The sequence below is a fragment of the Streptomyces sp. NPDC014870 genome, assembly GCF_043081505.1.
In the GTDB taxonomy this organism is placed as follows: Bacteria; Actinomycetota; Actinomycetes; order Streptomycetales; family Streptomycetaceae; genus Streptomyces.
In genome coordinates, this window is record NZ_JBIBWQ010000002.1 from 355,376 (window position 1) to 368,086 (window position 12,711).

Genomic DNA, 12,711 nt, shown 5'->3' on the forward strand with positions numbered 1-12,711 from the left:
GGGTCGCCGGGGCCCGGCCCCGGGGTGCCGGAGGCGCTCCCGGGGCTCAGCAGCCCTCCCCAGCCCGCGGAGGGCTCAGCGACGGGCATATTCGCGGAAGCCGCGCCCCGTCTTGCGGCCCAGGCAGCCGGCCGCCACCAGGTGCTCCAGGAGCGGCGCGGGGGCCAGGCCCGGGTCGCGGAACTCGCGGTGCAGCACCTGCTCGATCGCGAGCGAGACGTCCAGGCCGACCACGTCGAGCAGCTCGAACGGCCCCATCGGGTAGCCGCCGCCCAGCTTCATCGCCGCGTCGATGTCGTCCAGGCTCGCGTAGTGCTCCTGGACCATCTTGATCGCGTTGTTCAGGTACGGGAAGAGCAGCGCGTTCACGATGAAGCCGGCCCGGTCGCCGCAGTCCACCGGGTGCTTGCGGATCTTCGCGGTCACCTCGCGGACCGTGGCGTGCACGTCGTCGCCGGTCAGGACCGTGCGGACGATCTCGACCAGCTTCATCGCGGGCGCCGGGTTGAAGAAGTGCATCCCGATCACGTCCTGCGGGCGCGAGGTCGCGCGGGCGCAGGCGACGACCGGCAGGGACGAGGTCGTGGTGGCGAGCACCGCGCCGGGCTTGCAGATCTTGTCGAGCCGGGCGAAGAGCTCCTGCTTGATCGCCAGGTCCTCGGCGACCGCCTCGACCGCCAGGTCGACCTCGGCGAAGGCGTCGACGGAACCGGCCGCGGTGATCCGGGCCAGCGTCTCGTCGCGGGCCTCGCCGGTCATCCGGCCCTTGTCGACCGAACGGGCGAGGGACTTCGCGATCCGGGCCTTGGCGGTGTCGGCCTTCTCCTGCGAGCGGGCCGCGAGCACCACCTCGTACCCGGCCTTGGCGAAGACCTCGGCGATCCCGGAGGCCATCGTGCCGGAGCCCGCCACGCCGACCGAGCGGACCTCGCGGCCCTGCGTGGTGGCGGCGCTCTCCAGCGGGGTCAGCGCGTCGCGGACCGTGGTCGCCGAGCCGGCCGCGTCGTACGTGTAGAAGCCGCGGCCCGACTTGCGGCCGGTCAGGCCCGCCTCGCTGAGCTGCTTGAGGATCGGGGCGGGGGCGTGCAGCCGGTCGTGCGACTCGCTGTACATGGCCTCCAGGACCGTACGGGCGGTGTCGATGCCGATCAGGTCGAGCAGCTCCAGCGGCCCCATCGGCAGCCCGCAGCCGAGCTTCATGGCGGCGTCGATGTCCTCGCGGGAGGCGTACTTCGCCTCGTACATCGCGGCGGCCTGGTTGAGGTAGCCGAAGAGCAGCCCGTCGGCGACGAAGCCGGGGCGGTCGCCGACCGCGACCGGCTCCTTGCCGAGGTCGTGCGCCAGGGCCGTGACGGCCTCGACGGCCTGCGGCGCGGTGAGAACGGAAGAGACGACCTCGACCAGCTTCATGGCCTGGACGGGGGTGAAGAAGTGCAGCCCGAGCACGCGCTCAGGGTGCGCCGAGTCGGCCGCGAGCCGGGTGACGGAGAGGGCGTTGGTGCCGGTGGCGATGATCGCGTCGGGCCGGACGATGGCGTCCAGGGCCCGGAACACCTCCTGCTTGGCCTCGTACGACTCGGGAACGACCTCGATCACCAGATCGGCGTCGGCCGCCGCCTGCAGGTCGGAGTAGGTACGGAAGCGGGCGAGGACGTCCCGCCGCTCCTCCTCGGTGATCCGCTCACGGGCCACCGCGCGGGCGGTGGACGCCTCCAGGGCGGCGACCGCCTGGCCGGCGGCGGCTTCGCTGATGTCGATACCGATGACCTCGCGGCCGGCCCGGGCGAGGACATCGGCGATGCCCTTGCCCATGGTGCCGAGACCGACGACGGCGATGGTGGAGAGAGGGGTGTCCATCAGGGGACTCCAGGAGGTGAAGAGTGACGACTGAAGGCGGCGATCGCGGGAGCGGCAAAGCGAATCGCGGGGGCGAAACGGATCGCGGGGCGAAACCGGATCGCGAAGGCGGAACAGGGCCCGTACGGGCGGAACTCGGTTCACGTACGAGCGGAGGAATCGCGGACGAGCGAACGCATCGCGTGCGGGCGAAACGGGTCTCGTAGGGGCGAAACGGGTCGCGATGCGGGTGCGTGAAGAACCCGCGGGAAAAGGGGCGACGGACTCTGTCCCGGAGTCACGCCTGAAACTGCCGAACCGACACACTCGATCTCACGACGGCTGCGTCACCAGGCCGTGGTGAGGGTTGCGGGGGTGACCCGCTCACCTGAGATTAACCGGCGGGTAACGAGCGCGCCAGTCCCGGGGAGTTCAGAAAATGTGATCTGGATCGCGGATACGCTGACGGTCATGGAAATCGCCCAGGACCCCGAATTCTGCTCGATGATCGATCGATTGCGGGACGAGATCCACGGCGGCGGTGAAGCCGAACGGAAACCATTCGAAGAACTCGTCGCCACCGACGATCCCGAGGAGTTCGCGCGCGTCCTGACCGCGCCGGGCCGACCGCTCTGGGCCCGCGAACTCGCCGCCTTCCGGCTCGGCCTCGCGGGTGACCCGCGCGCCTTCGAGTCGCTGGTCCTGCTCCTCAACCACCGCGACCCGGAGCGCTGTGTCTCCGCCGCGTACGCCCTCGCCCGGCTCGGCGACCCCCGTACGGCACGGGCCGCCGCCGCCCTCGCCACCAACGAACTCCGCGTCGCCTACGCCCTGTTCCCGGTCCGGCTGCTCACGGAACTGCGCGCCCCCGAGTCCGTGCCGGCCCTGGTCGCCGTCCTCGAACGGCACCTGGCGAGCGACGACCCGCACTGGCGCGTCGGCCTCGCCTGTGTCGAGGGTCTCGGCACGCTCGCCGACCACCGCGCCCGGCCGACCCTCGAAGCCGCCCTGCCGCACCCCCGCCTCGGCCCGGCCGCCGAAACGGCCCTCGCCCGGCTGGCCGGGACTCCTTAGCGCCCGCCGTCCACGGCCACCAGCCTGACCGGGGCCGTGGCGGCTCCGGATCCGTCCGGAGCCGCGTCCTCCGGGACCAGCGCGAAGGCCTCGATCTCGATGAGCAGCTCAGGGCGGACGAGCGCGGCGACCTGGACCGCCGAACTCGCCGGCAGCGGGGCCGCGCCGAAGGCCTCGTCCCGGGCGGCCCGGACGGCGGGGAGATGGGCGACGTCCGTGACGAAGTACGTCAGCTTCACCACGTCCTCGAACCCCGCGCCGGCCGCGGCCAGGCAACGGCGCAGGTTCGCGAAGACCTGACGGGCCTGCGCCGCCGGGTCGTCCGCCCCCACGACCGCGCCCGAGGCGTCGAAGGCGCACTGGCCGGATATCGCGACGAACCGGCCGGTGCCCCATACGACGTGGCTGTACTGAGGGCTGGCGGCGATGCCGTCAGGGGCGGACACATGGGTCAGGTGCGCACTCATGACCGACATCCTCGCGCACGCCACCGACAGTCCGGGCCGGACCCCGACGAGGGGGCCCGGCCCGGTGGTGCCGCGTGAGTCCCAGGTGCCGCGCGAGTCCCTCAGCGCTCGTGACCCAGGAGCGCGTGCAGGACGTCCCCGCCCGTGGCGGCCGGTGCGACGGCGGTGCGCTTCCCCGTGGGCTTCGCCGCCTTCGGCTTCGGCTCGGGCTCCGGGAGCGCCGAGCAGACCGCGTCCGCCTCCGCCTGCCCGTCGCCGCGCGGCACGACCCCCGTGGCGAGGTAGGACGCCAGGTGCTCGTCCATGCAGTCGTTGCCGCCCAGCGTCACCCCGTGGTTCCCGCCGCCCTCCTCGACGACCAGGCTGGAGCCCTGGACCATCCGCCGCAGCGCCACACCGCCCTCGTACGGAGTGGCCGCGTCGTCCGTCGCCTGGAGGATCAGGACCGGCGGCACCTCGTCGTTCGAGACGTCCGGCGGCGTCAGCGAGTCCACCGGCCAGAACGCGCAGGGAGCGTTGTACCAGGCGTTGTTCCAGGTCGAGAACGGCGCCTTGGCGTGCACGTCCCAGTTGTCGGCGCGCCAGGTGCTCCAGTCCCGCGGCCACTTCGCGTCCCTGCACTGCACGCTCGTGTAGACCGAGTAGCTGTTGTCGGCCGCCGGGTCCGCCGCCCCGTAGTTCTCGTACGCCCGGGTCAGCGGGACCGCGTCCTTGTCGTTGACGTACGCCGAGAAGGCCTCGGCCAGCGTGGGCCAGTAGCCGTTGTAGTACCCGCCGGGCAGGAACGTGTCCTCCAGCTCGCCCGGCCCGACCTTGCCGCCCGCCGGAGTGGTCCGCAGCGCGTCCCGCATGCCGTACCAGGCGGCTTCGACCGCCGCCGGGTCCGTGCCCAGGCCGTAGCTGTCGTCCTGGCGGGCCACCCAGGCCATGAAGTCCTTGTGGCGGGTGTCGAAGGCGTAGTCCTGCGCGATGTTGTCCTCGTACCAGACGCCCTGCGGATTGACGACCGAGTCCAGCGCCATACGGCGCACCCGCTCCGGGTAGAGCCGCGCGTACACGGCGCCGAGGTAGGTGCCGTAGGAGTAGCCCAGATAGTTCAGCTGCGACGCGCCGAGCGCGGTGCGGATCGCGTCCACGTCCCGCGCGGTGCTGACGGTGTCGATGTACGGCAGGACGTCGGCGTACTTCTCCCCGCAGGCCTTCGCGAAGGCCTGCGCCCGCTCGACGCCGAGCCGCTCGCCCTCCGCCCCGACCGGCACCGAGTCGGGGCGCACGGGGTCGAAGTGGCCGGGCCGGCAGTCCAGCGCGGGCTCGCTCCTGCCGACCCCGCGCGGGTCGAAGCCGATGACGTCGTACTCGGCCGCCACCTTCGCGGGCAGCGAGGCGGCCACGAACCCGGCCATGGTGCGGCCGCTGCCGCCCGGCCCGCCCGGGTTGACGAGCAGCGGCCCCTGGAAGGTCCTGGCGGTGTGCGGGACCCGGGTGAGCGCGAGCGTGATGCTCCGGCCCGCCGGGTCGTCGTGGTTCAGCGGCACCTTGAGCGTGGCGCACTGGAGCTTCGGATACGCCTGTGTGGCACAGCCGCTCCAGACGAGCGGCGCGATGGGGCGGGGGGCCGGCTCGGGCCGGGGAGCCGCGGACGCGGGCAGGACGGTGGCCGTCCCGGCGACCAGCGCCCCAGCCGCGATCAGCATTCCTGCGCGTGTGGTCATAGGGCGTCCGTGCCCCGAAGGGAAGGGGAAAGGACACGCACGGCCCAGAGTTGACCCGAACAGACGATCCGTCAGTTCATCACACGGCCGAATCGCGGGGGAGGGGCCGGGACGTTCACAGGAGGCTCAACTGCTCGGACGCCCCCGCGAGGGCCGTGGGCTCCTCCGGTGCCGGTATCCGGCGCGGCGCGCCCCGGCCGACGGGCCCGATGCCGAACTCGGCGGCCAGCTCGTGCACCTGACGGGTGATCCGGCGCTGGTACCAGGTCGGCGCGTAGGCCCCGTCCGCGTACATCCGCTCGTACCGTCCCACGAGCCCCGGGTGGTGTCGCCGCAGCCAGGTGAAGAACCACTCGCGGGCCCCCGGTCGCAGATGCAGCACGAGCGGGGTCACGGAGGTCGCGCCCGCCTCGGCGATGGCGCGCACCGTCTCCCGCAGCTGCTCGGGCCGGTCGCCGAGGAAGGGGATCACCGGGGCCATCAGCACCCCGCAGCCGATGCCGTGGTCGCCGAGGGTCCGTACGACGTCGAGCCGCCGCTGCGGGGAGGGCGTGCCGGGCTCGACGGTCCGCCACAGCTCCTGGTCGGTGAAGCCGACGGAGACGGAGATGCCGACCTCGGTCACCTCGGACGCCTGCACGAGCAGATCGAGGTCGCGCAGGATCAGAGTGCCCTTGGTGAGGATGGAGAAGGGGTTCGCGTGGTCCCGCAGGGCCTCGATGATCCCCGGCATCAGCCGGTAGCGGCCCTCGGCGCGCTGGTAGCAGTCGACGTTCGTGCCCATCGCGATGTGCGCGCCCTGCCAGCGCCGGGAGGAGAGCTGGCGGCGCAGCAGCTCCGGCGCGTTGATCTTCACCACGATCTGGGAGTCGAAGTCGAGGCCGGTGTCGAGGTCCAGATAGCTGTGGGTCTTGCGCGCGAAGCAGTACACGCACGCGTGGGTGCAGCCGCGGTACGGGTTGACCGTCCACTCGAACGGCATGCGGGAGGCGCCCGGCACCCGGTTCACGATCGAGCGGGCCCGCACCTCGTGGAAGGTGATCCCGCGGAACTCGGGCGTGTCGAAGGTGCGGGTGGTGACCGCGTCCGCGCCGAACAGCGCGGTCTCGGCGGCGACGCCGTTGTCGCCCAGATTGTCCCAGCGCATGGACGCCTCCTCGGTAGCCGTGTCCTCAGCCGTCCCCCAGAATAGAACACCTGTTCCCTTGATCGTCGCAAGCCGGATCGCAAGCCGGACCGCAAGCCGGATCGGGAACCGGAGGGGAACCCGGATTTGGGGGGCCCGCGCGCAGGTGGTTGTCTTGGCGCCACACCCCTGAAGAACCAAGTGCTGGAGGAAGTGCCATGGCGCAGGTCGAGGCCACGACGGAGCGGATCATCGCGGCGGACCCGGAGACGGTGTTCGACACCCTCGCCGACTACACCGGCAAGCGCGCGAAGCTGCTCCCGGAGCACTTCAGCGAGTACGAGGTGCGCGAGGGCGGCGACGGCGAGGGCACCCTCGTCCACTGGAAGCTCCAGGCCACCAGCAAGCGCATCCGCGACTGCCTCCTTGAGGTCACCGAGCCCACCGACGGGCAGCTGGTGGAGAAGGACCGCAACTCCTCCATGGTCACCACCTGGACGGTCACCCCCGCCGGTGAGGGCACGTCCAAGGCCGTCGTCACCACCGTCTGGAACGGCGCCGGCGGCATCGGCGGCTTCTTCGAGAAGACCTTCGCACCCAAGGGACTTGGCCGGATCTACGACGCCATCCTCGCCAACCTCGCGGCCGAGGTGGAGAAGTAACGCCCCCGCGCTCACCGATTCGAGTGGTTTTCCCGCGACCCCCGCACGAGCGCCCCGCGCACGCGGGGGTCGCGTGCCTCTCCGCAAATACGCTGATGAGCGCCCCAAGTGCGCCGTGCGGCAGGCCCGTTCGCGATCTTGGCCCGCGCTGATCTTCCGTACCGTCCGACTTGCTCCCGCTTCGCGCCCAATGCGAAGAATGGCGCGGCGCTGAAGTCGTGACGAGGGGAGCAGCACGTGGGTGCGATCACGCTGGCGAAGGACGACGTACCGCGCGTCGCGGACGGTCCGCCCGCCGGCCAGGCTCCACCGCCTCCGCCCGAGGAGGGCACCCTCGACCCCCGCCGCGTCCGGCTCGTCTTCTTCGGCCTGATGCTCGCCCTGCTGCTCGCCGCCCTGGAGCAGATGATCGTCGCCACCGCGCTGCCGAAGATCGTCGGCGAACTCCAGGGCCTGGACCGGATGTCCTGGGCGATCACCGCCTATCTGCTGACCGCCACCATCGGCCTGCCGATCTACGGCAAACTCGGCGACCTCTTCGGCCGCAAGGGCGTCTTCCTCTTCGCCATCGTCGTCTTCGTCATCGGCTCCGCGCTGGCCGGCTGGTCACGCTCCATGGACGAACTCATCGCCTTCCGGGCCGTCCAGGGCGTCGGCGCCGGCGGGCTCATGATCGGCGTCCAGGCGATCATCGCGGACATCGTCCCGGCCCGGGAACGCGGCCGCTACATGGGTCTGATCGGCGCCGCCTTCGGTCTCGCCTCCGTCGCGGGCCCGCTGCTCGGCGGCTTCTTCACCGACCACGTCTCCTGGCGCTGGTGCTTCTACTTCAACGTGCCGTTCGGGCTCGTCACCCTCGCCGTCGTCGCCGTCGTGCTCAAACTGCCCAAGCCGCAGAGCCGGGCCAGGCTCGACGTCCTCGGCGCTGTCCTGCTGGCCGCTGCCTCCACCTGCCTGGTCCTGCTGACCAGTTGGGGCGGTACGGAGTACGCCTGGGACTCCAAGGTCATCATCGGCCTCGGCGCGGGCGCGGCCGGAACGGCCCTGCTCTTCCTCGTCGTCGAGCATGTCGCCCCCGAACCCCTCATCCCGCTGCGGCTGTTCCGCGACTCGGTCTTCACGGTCACCAGCCTCGTCGGCGCGGTCGTCGGCATCGCGCTCTTCGGCGCCGCCAGCTATCTGCCGACCTTCCTGCAGATGGTCGAGGGCGCCACCGCCACCGAGTCCGGCCTCCTCATGCTGCCCCTCATGGGCGGGATCGTCCTCGCCTCGATCGTCTCCGGACAGCTCATCACCCGCACCGGCCACTACAAGATCTACCCGGTGGCCGGCGGGGCGATCTCCGTCGTCGGCATGTGGCTGCTCTCCCGGATGGAGACCGACACCCCGCGTCTCCACCACAGCCTCTGGCAGGCCGTCCTCGGCATCGGCATCGGCCTGGTCATGCCCGTCCTGATCCTGGCGGTCCAGAACTCCGTCCGCCCCGCCGACCTCGGCACCGCCACCAGCGCCCACAACTACTTCCGGCAGATCGGCGGCAGCGTCGGCGCCGCCGTCTTCGGCACGCTCTTCGCCGCCCGCCTCGACGACGCCCTCGCCGACTCCCTGCCGCGTACGGCGGGCGCCCCGCTGCCCGCCGCCGAATCGATCACCCCGCAGACGGTGCACGCCCTGCCGCCCGCGCTGCGCGACGCCTATATCCAGGCGTACGCGGACGCGATGCCGCGCATCTTCCTCTACCTCGTGCCGGTCCTCGTGCTCGGCCTCGTCCTCGCCTTCTTCCTCAAGGAGAAACCGCTGGTGTCCCACCACACCCCCACCACCGAGGCCCCCACCGCCGTGCCCCGCGCCCGCGCGGCCGCCGCCCCCGCGTACACCGCGGGACTCCCCGTCTGCGGCACGGTCCAGCACCACGACGGCAGCCGTGTCCCACGGGCGGCGCTGACCCTCATCGACGTCCAGGGGCGGCAGATCGGCCGTGGCGGGAGCGGCGAGGACGGGCGGTACGCGCTGAGCGTGCCGGGACCCGGCTCGTACGTGCTGATCGCGGCGGCCGGCGGCCACCAGCCGCAGGCCGTCTCCGTCACCGTCGGCGAACGGCCCGTGGAGCTCGACGTGGTCCTCGGCGGCGCCGGACGGCTGGCCGGCTGCGTCGTGACCGCCGACGGAACTCCCGTACGGGACGCGGCGGTCACCCTGACCGACGTACGCGGCGAGGTCGTCGCCTCCACGCGCAGCGGACGCGAGGGCGGCTATGTGATCACGGAGCTGGTGGCGGGGGAGTACACGCTCGCCGCGAGCGCCCCGGCCTTCCGGCCCGCCGCGCTGCCGGTGAGCGTGCAGGCCTCCCGCGAGACCCGCCAGGACATCGAGCTGGCGGGCGGGGCCGTACTGCGCGGGACGGTACGGGCCGGGGGCGGCCGGCCCGTCGAGGACGCGCGGGTGACGCTCCTCGACGCGGCCGGCAATGTCGTCGACACCCTCACGACCGGACCGGACGGCACCTTCCGCTTCGTCGACCTGTCCTCGGGCGAGTACACGGTCATCGCGGCCGGCTATCCGCCGGTCGCCACCGTGCTCCAGGTCGCGGGCGGCGGACGCACCGAACGCGACCTGCAGCTCGGCCACGAGGACTGACCGGCTCGGGTCCGCCCGAGCGTTCCGCGCCCCTCAGGAGGCGGCGGTCGCCTTGCGCAGGGTGTCGATGCAGGTGCTGATCGCCGCCTGGAGGGCTTCGAGGCGCTGGAGCATGTCGTCCTCCATGACGTCCTCCTCCAGGACCTCGTCGAGGGTCAGCTCCTCGAAGACCTTCGTCGCCTTCTGCAGGCTGTTGTAGAACTTCGTGCGGCGCTCCTGGACGCGCAGCGCGGGGTCCGCCTCCACGGCCTCGGCGACCATGACCTTCACCGCGTCGTACGCCTCACCGGCCCACTCGCCCGCCTCTTCGGCGTCGTCGAGCTCGTCGATGAGGGAGAGGTGCCGCTCGGCCTCCGCCCGCAGGGCGGCGGGTGCCTCGACCGTCTGCCCGGCGGGCGTCCTGATCTGCCCGTTCTCCACGATCTGCCGTACGTAGCCGATCCGGTCGGCGGCCTTGGCCTCGTTCGCGACGGCCTTCTTCAGGTCGCCGGTCCTGGCGATGGCGCGGGCCATCTCGGTCTGGAGGGCCGGGTCGTCCTTCATCCGGTCGAGCAGCGCGCCGCGCGCGGCCTCCGCCGTGCCGGGGTCGGCGAGGATCGCGGCCCGCAGGGCGGTCGGGTTCTCGGCGACCTCAAGGGCCTTGGTGGGCCGGATGCCCTCCGCCTCGGCTGCGGCGGTGATCGCGTGCCCGCGTACGGAGGAGGCGCTGGAGCGGGAGGAGTAGTACGAGAGCCAGACGTCGGCCTCGGGCAGCTCGATGGCCTCGCCCGGGGCCAGCGCCTCGAACTGCGGGACGAGGCCGTCGTCGGCGGCCATGTCCCAGGCCTTGTAGAAGCGCATGACCCGCTCCGGGGAGCACTCCGCCAGCTCGGCGAAGGCCTTCGCGGAGACCTTCCCGGACTCGTCGGCCGCCTGCCCGCCCGGGCGCACGCTCCGTGCCACCTTCAGTGCGAACGCCCAGCCGCCGGTCCGGGCGTAGACCCCGAACTCCCGGGCGTCCCGCACGACCACGTCGGGCACGTCCTGGACGACGAAGTCGGTCGCCTCGGGGGTGGCGGCTGCTGAGGGGGCGATCACGGTGGTCACCGAGAGGTCTCCTGGCGTAGGGGGCGGGCGGAAAACTGCAGCGGCCAGCCTATACGTACGCGTTGACGGGATATCGCCCGATTTCGGGTCAACGCGGGCATGCTGGCCGGAAGAGTATTGGACCGTGCAGTCCAATACTTGCTACGGTGCTCGCATGGCACGCCCGAAGACGTTCGACGAGGCGCGCGCCCTGGATGCCGCGATGCACCTGTTCTGGGAGAAGGGCTACGAAGCCACCTCCACCCAGGACCTGTGCGAGGCGACCGGCCTGGGGCGCAGCTCCATCTACAACACCTTCGTCAGCAAGCACGCCCTGTTCCTGCGGGCGCTGACGCGCTACACCGAGATGACCACGAGCGAGCAACTCGCCCTCCTGGAGGACGAGTCGCTGCCGCCCGCGGACCGGCTGCAGGGTGTAATGGCATCGGTCGTCGCGATCGAGGAGACCCATCGCAGGGCCGGGATCGGCATCGGCTGCCTCGGCGTCAACACCACCGTCGAGCTCTCCGGGCGGGACGCCCAGGTGGCCGCGCTCCTCGGCCGGGACCAGGAGCGCCGGCTCGCGGCGCTCACCGCGACCATCGCCGCCGGACAGAGCGACGGCGTGTTCTCGCGGGCCCGCAGGCCCGAGGAGTTCGCGCGGTTCTTCGCCGCCGCCGTGGCCGGGATGCGGGTCTCCGCGCAGAACGGCGCCGATCGCGCCGTCATCGAGTCCATCGCCGCCGTCGCGCTGGACGCCCTGACCGTCTGACACCCCCCGGCGCACGTGACCGGCGGGGCCTCCGGGGCTCCGCCGCGCGGTCCCGCACCCCTGTTTCGTACTGATCAGTCCAAAACTGGACCCGAGCAATGAAGGACGTGAACCCACGTGCCACGCGCCGTGTACGTACTGGCCATCGGCATCTTCGCCATGGTCACCAGCGAGTTCGTCGTCGCGGGCCTCATGCCGCAGATGGCGGCCGGGCTCGACGCGACCGTCCCGCAGATCGGCTACCTCATCACCACCTTCGCCGTCGCCATGGCCGTCGGCGGACCCTTCCTCACCGTCGCCGTGCTCAGGCTGCGGCCCAAGCCCGCGCTCCTCGTGCTCTTCGGTGTCTTCCTGGCGGGCAACCTGCTCGCCGCGACGGCGACTTCGTACGGGGCGATGGTCGCCGCGCGCGTCGTCACGGGCGTCGCCAGCCAGGCCTTCTTCGGTGTCGCCCTCTCCGTCTGCTCCGCGCTGACCCGGGAGGAGATCCGCGGCCGGGCCATCGGTGCGGCGATGAACGGCCTGATGCTCGGCACCCTCCTCGGGCTCCCGCTCGCGACGTTCATCGGCGGGCACCTGGGCTGGCGCGCGGCCTTCTGGGCGATCGCGGTCCTTGCGGTGCTCGCCGCCGCGGCGGTCGCGGTGGGGGTGCCCGACCTGGAGCTGCCGGGGAACGGCGGCGACTCGCTGCGCGCCGAGGTCCGGGTCTTCCGCAGGCCCCGGCTCTGGTCGGCGCTGGTCACCAGCACCCTCATCATCGGTGCGACCTTCTCCGCCTTCAGCTACTTCAACCCGATCCTCACCGAGGTCAGCGGCTTCGACGAGGGCGCCGTGCCCCTCCTGCTCGTCCTCTATGGCGCCGCCACCGTCGTCGGGAACACCGTCGTGGGCCGGCTCGCGGACCGCGCCACCATCGGCGTGCAGGTCGTGGGGCTCGCCCTCAACGCCCTGTTCCTCGGCGGCTTCGCGCTCCTCGCCGACCTCGGCCCGGCCGCCGTGCTCCTCATGGCCGGCATCGGCCTGGTGGGCGTCACCATGAACCCGGCCATGGTCACCCGCGTCCAGCGCGCCGGCAACGCCGGGCCGCTCGTGAACACGGTCCACTCCTCCTTCATCACCCTCGGCGTCATCATCGGCTCGTCCGTCGGCGGCCTCCTCGTCGAGGCGCGCGGGCTGCGCGCGCCGCTCTGGCTCGGCGCGGGGCTCGCCGTCCTCGGTCTGCTGTCCCTGCTGCCCGAGCGTGCCCGTCGCCCCGACCGTGACCGCACCCTCATAGAGGTCTAGACCATTAAACCTTTGCGGGGTCCTGGCCTGGCCCTACCTCGCGGCGTAACGTGACGCCGCAGGAGCGTCGTCGTCA

The 12,711-nt window shown here is 72.0% G+C and carries 10 protein-coding genes; 5 read left to right on the forward strand and 5 right to left on the reverse strand.

Annotated features, from left to right (window positions below; genetic code table 11):
• Positions 1-75: 75 nt before the first annotated feature.
• The gene (locus tag ACF09C_RS06220) at positions 76-1,857 is read right to left on the reverse strand and encodes a 3-hydroxyacyl-CoA dehydrogenase family protein (RefSeq protein WP_392089285.1); all 1,782 of its coding nucleotides are present in this window, start codon (positions 1,855-1,857) and stop codon (positions 76-78) included.
• Positions 1,858-2,307: 450 nt separating this feature from the next.
• Here ACF09C_RS06220 and ACF09C_RS06225 point away from each other — a divergent pair, with 450 nt between their 5' ends.
• Entirely contained in the window at positions 2,308-2,910 is a 603-nt protein-coding gene (locus ACF09C_RS06225) for a HEAT repeat domain-containing protein (protein WP_392089287.1), read from the forward strand.
• Here ACF09C_RS06225 and ACF09C_RS06230 read toward each other — a convergent pair.
• From ACF09C_RS06230 to ACF09C_RS06240, 3 genes are all read right to left on the reverse strand, one after another.
• Positions 2,907-3,377: a RidA family protein gene (locus ACF09C_RS06230; protein WP_392089289.1), complete on the reverse strand. Its 471-nt coding sequence runs from the start codon at positions 3,375-3,377 to the stop codon at positions 2,907-2,909. The genes ACF09C_RS06225 and ACF09C_RS06230 overlap by 4 nt on opposite strands.
• 101 nt (positions 3,378-3,478) lie before the next feature.
• Positions 3,479-5,089 carry an alpha/beta hydrolase gene (locus tag ACF09C_RS06235; protein WP_392089291.1) on the reverse strand — a complete coding sequence of 537 codons (1,611 nt, stop codon included), beginning with the start codon at positions 5,087-5,089 and terminating at the stop codon, positions 3,479-3,481.
• Between the two features lie 115 nt (positions 5,090-5,204).
• Positions 5,205-6,236 carry an Rv2578c family radical SAM protein gene (locus ACF09C_RS06240; RefSeq protein WP_392089294.1) on the reverse strand — a complete coding sequence of 344 codons (1,032 nt, stop codon included), beginning with the start codon at positions 6,234-6,236 and terminating at the stop codon, positions 5,205-5,207.
• A 197-nt stretch (positions 6,237-6,433) separates the two neighbouring features.
• Between ACF09C_RS06240 and ACF09C_RS06245 the strand changes: the two genes are divergently transcribed.
• Together ACF09C_RS06245 and ACF09C_RS06250 are read left to right on the forward strand one after the other, a co-directional pair.
• Positions 6,434-6,877, forward strand: a complete 444-nt coding sequence (locus ACF09C_RS06245; RefSeq protein WP_392089296.1) for an SRPBCC family protein — start codon at positions 6,434-6,436, stop codon at positions 6,875-6,877.
• A 237-nt stretch (positions 6,878-7,114) separates the two neighbouring features.
• On the forward strand, positions 7,115-9,514 hold the full coding sequence (locus tag ACF09C_RS06250) for an MFS transporter (RefSeq protein ID WP_392089298.1): 2,400 nt from the start codon (positions 7,115-7,117) through the stop codon (positions 9,512-9,514).
• Between the two features lie 33 nt (positions 9,515-9,547).
• Here the strand turns inward: ACF09C_RS06250 and ACF09C_RS06255 are convergent, their stop codons facing one another.
• On the reverse strand, positions 9,548-10,600 hold the full coding sequence (locus tag ACF09C_RS06255; RefSeq protein ID WP_392089300.1) for a hypothetical protein: 1,053 nt from the start codon (positions 10,598-10,600) through the stop codon (positions 9,548-9,550).
• A gap of 154 nt (positions 10,601-10,754) precedes the next feature.
• Between ACF09C_RS06255 and ACF09C_RS06260 the strand changes: the two genes are divergently transcribed.
• Entirely contained in the window at positions 10,755-11,351 is a 597-nt protein-coding gene (locus ACF09C_RS06260; protein ID WP_392089301.1) for a TetR/AcrR family transcriptional regulator, read from the forward strand.
• A 117-nt stretch (positions 11,352-11,468) separates the two neighbouring features.
• Positions 11,469-12,635, forward strand: coding sequence for an MFS transporter (locus ACF09C_RS06265; RefSeq protein ID WP_392089304.1), 1,167 nt, complete (start codon positions 11,469-11,471; stop codon positions 12,633-12,635).
• Positions 12,636-12,711 lie beyond the last annotated feature (76 nt).

Bases quoted from the DNA above. Each gene is read 5' to 3' on its own strand.
- ACF09C_RS06240 (WP_392089294.1), bottom strand. From the start codon at position 6,236: ATGCGCTGGGACAATCTGGGCGACAACGGCGTCGCCGCCGAGACCGCG.
- ACF09C_RS06225 (WP_392089287.1), top strand. From the start codon at position 2,308: ATGGAAATCGCCCAGGACCCCGAATTCTGCTCGATGATCGATCGATTG.
- ACF09C_RS06245 (WP_392089296.1), top strand. From the start codon at position 6,434: ATGGCGCAGGTCGAGGCCACGACGGAGCGGATCATCGCGGCGGACCCG.
- ACF09C_RS06220 (WP_392089285.1), bottom strand. From the start codon at position 1,857: ATGGACACCCCTCTCTCCACCATCGCCGTCGTCGGTCTCGGCACCATG.
- ACF09C_RS06260 (WP_392089301.1), top strand. From the start codon at position 10,755: ATGGCACGCCCGAAGACGTTCGACGAGGCGCGCGCCCTGGATGCCGCG.
- ACF09C_RS06230 (WP_392089289.1), bottom strand. From the start codon at position 3,377: ATGAGTGCGCACCTGACCCATGTGTCCGCCCCTGACGGCATCGCCGCC.
- ACF09C_RS06235 (WP_392089291.1), bottom strand. From the start codon at position 5,089: ATGACCACACGCGCAGGAATGCTGATCGCGGCTGGGGCGCTGGTCGCC.